Annotated in this window: 4 protein-coding genes; all 4 read left to right on the top strand. The window is 30.0% G+C overall.

From position 1 onward, the window contains the following. Positions 1–445: hypothetical protein (locus tag OL233_RS11235; RefSeq protein ID WP_275472400.1), on the top strand; the 445-nt coding region annotated here is incomplete at its 5' end. A 547-nt stretch (positions 446–992) separates the two neighbouring features. Next, complete coding sequence (locus OL233_RS11230; RefSeq protein WP_197559200.1) at positions 993–1730, top strand: replication initiation protein; 738 nt, start codon at positions 993–995, stop codon at positions 1728–1730. Between the two features lie 302 nt (positions 1731–2032). After that, complete coding sequence (gene mobV / locus OL233_RS11225; protein WP_197559204.1) at positions 2033–3322, top strand: MobV family relaxase; 1290 nt, start codon at positions 2033–2035, stop codon at positions 3320–3322. A gap of 510 nt (positions 3323–3832) precedes the next feature. Beyond that, positions 3833–5686, top strand: a complete 1854-nt coding sequence (locus tag OL233_RS11220; protein ID WP_275472399.1) for a GTP-binding protein — start codon at positions 3833–3835, stop codon at positions 5684–5686. Positions 5687–5799 lie beyond the last annotated feature (113 nt).

Raw genomic sequence — 5799 nt, 5'->3', positions numbered from 1 at the left:
CTGTGAAACGGAGTTGAACGCTTTGAGAAATGATGAAACGTATAAGACAATGAAAGAAATAGCTGATATTATAGGCGTTTCTAAGCCTACTCTATTTAGGTTTTTAAAAGCCAACTCATTTCACGAAACGTTTAAGAAACGAAACGCTAACATGTATGATGAAACGACTACAAACGCTATAATAGAGAGCTTTAAGCAAGTAAAAAATGAAGAGCGTTTCATTTCATCAAGAAACGATGAAATGGTCGATGTAATGCTTGTTGAGAGCTTAAAAGAGCAAATAAACTTACTTAAAAAGCATGATGAAGAGCAAAAAGAACAAATAAAAAAACTTCATGCTTTGTTAGACCAGCAACAACAATTATTACTTTACGAGCAACAAAAGAATATAAAACTACTAGAAGAAAATATAGAAAATAAAAGATGGTGGCAGTGGTGGAAATGATCTGGACAATTGCTCTTTGATATTTGTTTTACACCTAGGGTTGTTAGGGCTTGCCCTGACCGTCTGAAAGACGCTTGGCGAGTAAATCTATGATGTCACTCTTAAAATAGCTTAAAGGGCTGTTTATTTGCGTTTTTTAACTATTTAAAAAGTTCGTTGATTGATATCTTTTTATTTTTAGCAAAGGAGCGTATAGCGACTGTTGCAAGTAAAATGTGAGAGTGTTTTTCTCTCACTCCTTTTTCAGTTGTTTTTTAGTTAACTTTTCTTCAAAAGAAATAGAAAAATAATAGCTCATTCTATTAATTAAATACTTTAAAGAATACTTTTAAATACTTTTAAATACTTTAGGGGCTTTCAAAAAGCACTCATATCAATTCTTTCAGAGGTTATAAATACCATTTTCCACGTCATAAATACCATTTTCCACGTCATAAATACCATTTTCCACGTCATAAATACCATTTTCCACGTCATAAATACCTAATTTGTATTTGTTCCGTTTTTTTGGTATTATTGTATAATTAGATGGATAGAGGTGTATAATTTGAAAAATAAGAAAGCTGAGCTAGCAATAAAAGATTTATTAGCACGTCAAGATTACTTAGTAGTTCAGGGAAATGATTTAGCTAAGTCGTTTGGTGGCTTAAAATCTTTTGAACAACGTGTTCTTGATTACTGTTTTAGCTATGTTAGAAAAGACTCTAAATTAGACGATGAATATGAAGTATCTGCATTGGAAATCATTAAACATTTTAATCTTAATACTTCAGGCGATTCATATACTAGGATTGCTAAAGCTTTTAAAAAATTAAATGAAAATACTGCTTTGTATTTACCTATAGTTGAAAATGGTGTAAGTGGTATTTTAATGACTCAATTATTTTCTAGAATTAAATTTTTAGAGAACGGTGTTGTTAGATTTAAATTTTCTGAAGATGCTGCTCCTTTAGTTTTTGATTTGAAAGAACATTTTTATAGCTTTAGATTAAATGAACTTTCTAGAATTAACGGGAAGTATTCACTAATTATGTTAAAGCTTTGGGAATCTCATAGAAGGGGGCGAGAAAAATATACAACTATTTCTGCTGATTTAGAAAGTTGGCAGTCATGGTTTTTAGGTAAAGATTCTCGTATGCCTGCAGGACAATTTTTTCAAAAAGTTATTACACGCTCTATCGAAGAATTGGAAGAAAAGATTGCATGTGAATTTTTCGTTACCACACAAAAAAGAGGACGAAAAGTTGTTGGCTATGAAATCATGATTACAGATACATCTATTTAAATTTTGAAAGAACCTACTAAGGTTCTTTTTTTATATTTCAATCATTGGCAATCTAGCCACCGTTGAAATATAAAAAGCAGCAAGTCTAAATTGGCAACAATTTGGACTTGCTGTAAGCTAAAAAAGTGAAGGTGATAAATCGTCCACAGACGATTTAAGCGGAACGTTTTAGCTCGACTGGTCTCAGTCGAAAAGCGTCGCAGACCGAGTCCAAAATTTATTTTGGTATAACGAGCTATACCAAATTGAATTGGCTTTCTAACCATGCTATGATGAACTCAACTTATTTAGGAGGTTTTCTCATGGCTCACGTTGAAAAATTTACCCAAGGTTCAGTGAACGGATTATCCATTCACATTGAAAGAAAAACAACAAATCATTCTAACCCTGATATTGATTCAGAACGAACTTATTTAAATTATGATTTGTGTGATAAAGAAGGCGATATGAACCAACGGTTAAAAAATAGATTAGCCGAGGTTTATTGCTTTAATCGTGCTGATGTTAAAGTTATGGCTGATTGGATTGTGACACTTCCTAAATCACTTGAACAAGAGACAATGAGTACTCAAAAAGAATTTTTTAAATCGACAGTCGATTTTTTGAATGAACGATACGGTAATCAAAATGTGTTATCTGCAACCGTTCATTATGATGAAACGACTCCTCACTTGCATTATGCTTTTATTCCTGTTGTTTTTGACGAAAAAAAACAACGTGAAAAAGTCTCTGCCAAAGAAGTTTTAACCAGGAAAGAACTATCTTCTTTTCATCAAGACCTGGACAAATATCTCAAACAACAAATTCCTCATATTTACCAGGAGGGCATTTTAAATAATCAAACAATTGGCATTGATGACGTTAAAATTATTAAAAAAATGGCGAAAGAAATCGCTGAAAAAGAAACAGAGCTATCTCAAAGAAAAGAGCATATCAATAAAAAAATAAAAGAAGTAAAAAATATAGGTGTTTCAACTCAAAATGTGTATGACGTCCAAGATCAATGGACTCATTTAACCAATCAATTTGAAAAAACATTTTTAGGAAAAACGATTGTTGATACCAAAAATTTAACTAATTTAAAAGAGTTTATGGGTGGAGTTCAAAAAGAAGCTGAATTAACCAAGACTACCAACTATAATCTAAATAAAAAGGTCAAAAACTTAACAGAAAAAATAGCTAATCATAAAGTTCAACTTGATGGGCGAGATAATCATATTAATCATTTAAAACAAGAAAATAGAAGTCTGAAACAAGACTTAGAAGAAACGCAAGAACATACACTACAAGTAAGGGATAATAATAGAGTTCTGAAGAGTTTATTAAAAGATACAGGGAAATCTGATTTTTCTATGTCTCAAGTAGAGTACGAAGGTCGAGTTATTTTAGAAAAACTTGAAAATGATGAAAAACCACGAGATTCTTATGAGTGTTCTGATTGGAAAGAAACTCTTGAAGAAAATAAAGTAAAGCGATATATCCCTGAAAATCGTTTAACTCAATGGATTCAGCAGTTAACAACGTGGTTAAAACAATTGATCACACGAGAAAAACAAATAGAGCAACGAAAAAGTAGAGGTATGTCTCGCTAAAAAAGTTTAACATTACCAGTAATATTAAACTTAAAAATAACAAAAACCGTCTAACTCACGATTACAAATTTCACTAAGTCAAAAAAAGCAGAACCTTGTTAAATCAAGGTTCTGCTTTTTGATTTTGGGTAGACAAGTCGATTTTCACAATCTTAACGTCTGTAACTCTTGGTAAGTCTACAGCTCGGTATAACATCTGATTATGTTTACCATGAAGTTAAATAACTATTTAGTTAATTGTATTATTAATATTATAATTAAATGAATCTCATTGATTTAATAAGTCCATTATAGTATGTTTAATTCAAATAATTTAAAGTGAGTGGATCAGTATGCTTCGGAGTATTTATTTTTAGGGAAATTAAATAAAAATTGCTTTTTTTAAGGCTTATTTAGTTTACCCTTTTTTAAAATAAATACTCTAGAAATGCATATGAAGAAATGAGAACAGACTTCTATGGTATGAATCTAGAGTAATTTGCTAGGAAAAACCATAGAAGTCTTTTTTATATGAAAAAAATAATAAATATAGGTATCATGGCACATGTTGACGCTGGAAAGACAAGTTTGTCTGAAGCTATGTTCTCTACAGCGAATCCAACACACAAAACAGGTAGTATTAAACAAGGTACAACTTTGACAGACACTTTACAACTAGAAAAAGAACGAGGTATTACTATAAAAACAGGAGCAATCTCTTTTTTATGGAATGATACGAAAATAAACCTTTTAGATATGCCTGGTCATATTGATTTTTTTGGAGAAGTAGAACGTTCTCTAAATGCGATAGATGTTGCTATTTTAGTTGTTTCAGGCCTTGAAAGATTAAACAATCATACAAGAAAGTTATTTAACCTTTTAAAAGAAATAAATAAACCAATTATTTTATATATCAATAAAACAGATATGAAAAATGAAATGTCTAATAGTGTCATTGAAGATATTAAAATAAAATTGACAGACCAATTAATCAGAACTGATACTTTAGATACCTTAGAAACGAAAGAAAAAATAATTGAAATGAATAATGCTTTACTTGAAAAATACTTGTCAGATGATGAAGTTTCTATAGATGATTTAACCAAACAAATGAAAAAATCCATCATGTTACAAGAGCTATTTCCATTATTTGTAGGTTCTGCTATTAAAAATTGGCAAATTTCAAACCTACTAGATTTGCTAAGTGTTCTATCTGAGATAAAAATACCAACAAAAGAAACTAGTGGTTATGTCTATAAAATTGACTATTCATCAGGAACTAAGGAAACGTATATTAAAGTAAACTCTGGTACATTATTAAATAAAGAAATAGTTACATTTAACGAAGATACCTCTGTAAAACTATCAAATATTTATACAATAAATGAATCTGGATTTAACCAATCAGTATCTGTACAAGGTCCAGATATCATCTTGCTAAAAGGTGAAAATAAGTTATCAATAAATGATTATTTTGGAAAGAAAGTAAATAATATTCAGTCTATGTTCAAACCAACATTAAAAACCATTTTTAATATCAACGAAGAAGAGCGAAATCAATTATTAGCAATCTTAACTATTTTAAATGCTGAAGATCCATTACTGGATTTAGCCATTAATATACAAACTCATGAGATATCAATGATGGTGTTTGGACAAGTTCAGATTGAATATTTAGAATCAACTATACGGGAATATTATTCATTTAACTCTTTAAATCTTTCACTTCCTCTAGTTCAGTTCAAGGAACAAGTTACTTCAGTAGCAGTTGCTGAAATGATAATGATGGAACACCCAAATCCATATTGGGCTACTATGAAAGTAAAAGTTGAACCAAATGATAGCAACGAAAATAGGTATTCTAGTTTAGTTAGTAATGGCTATCTAAAAAAATCTTTTCAAAATGCCATTAAAGAAAGTGTCGAACAAGTTTTTGTGAACGGATTGTATGGTTACGAATTTATAGGTCTTAAAATAACTCTACTTGAAGCTGAATTTTCTAGTCCTGTAAGTACACCCTCTGATTTTAGAAAATTAACTCCTTATGTCATATTTAAAGCATTGCTCCAAGCAGATGTAACTATTATTGAGCCAATAATCAAATTTAATATTGGTTCGTCTCAACAAAACATAGGTAATTTTTTATCTGAAATTAAAGAATTTGGAGGTCAAATATTAGCAATCAATAACCATGTTGATGAAATATATGCGACATCCACTTTAAAACAAACAGATTTTTTGAAATTTGAGAAAAAAATAAATAAATTATTTGGTAATGACTTTTATTTAACCACTTCTGTATCAGGATATAGTGAGGCGTCGAATAATGATTATACCTTATCAAAGACAGACTTTTTGAAAAATTCTTTGATTAAAAATAACTAGGCATAACGTGACTTATGTTAATCAAATAAAATTTAATATGGTTATTGGATAAAGAGAACGCATCTACGTTCTCTTTATTTTGTTATCAATCTTCGATACAATACTGCATATCA

The sequence above is a fragment of the Vagococcus proximus genome, from assembly GCF_029143285.1.
GTDB lineage: Bacteria > Bacillota > Bacilli > Lactobacillales > Vagococcaceae > Vagococcus_D > Vagococcus_D proximus.
The sequence above is the reverse complement of the archived record's forward strand: the minus strand, read 5'-3'. Positions and strand labels throughout refer to the sequence as shown.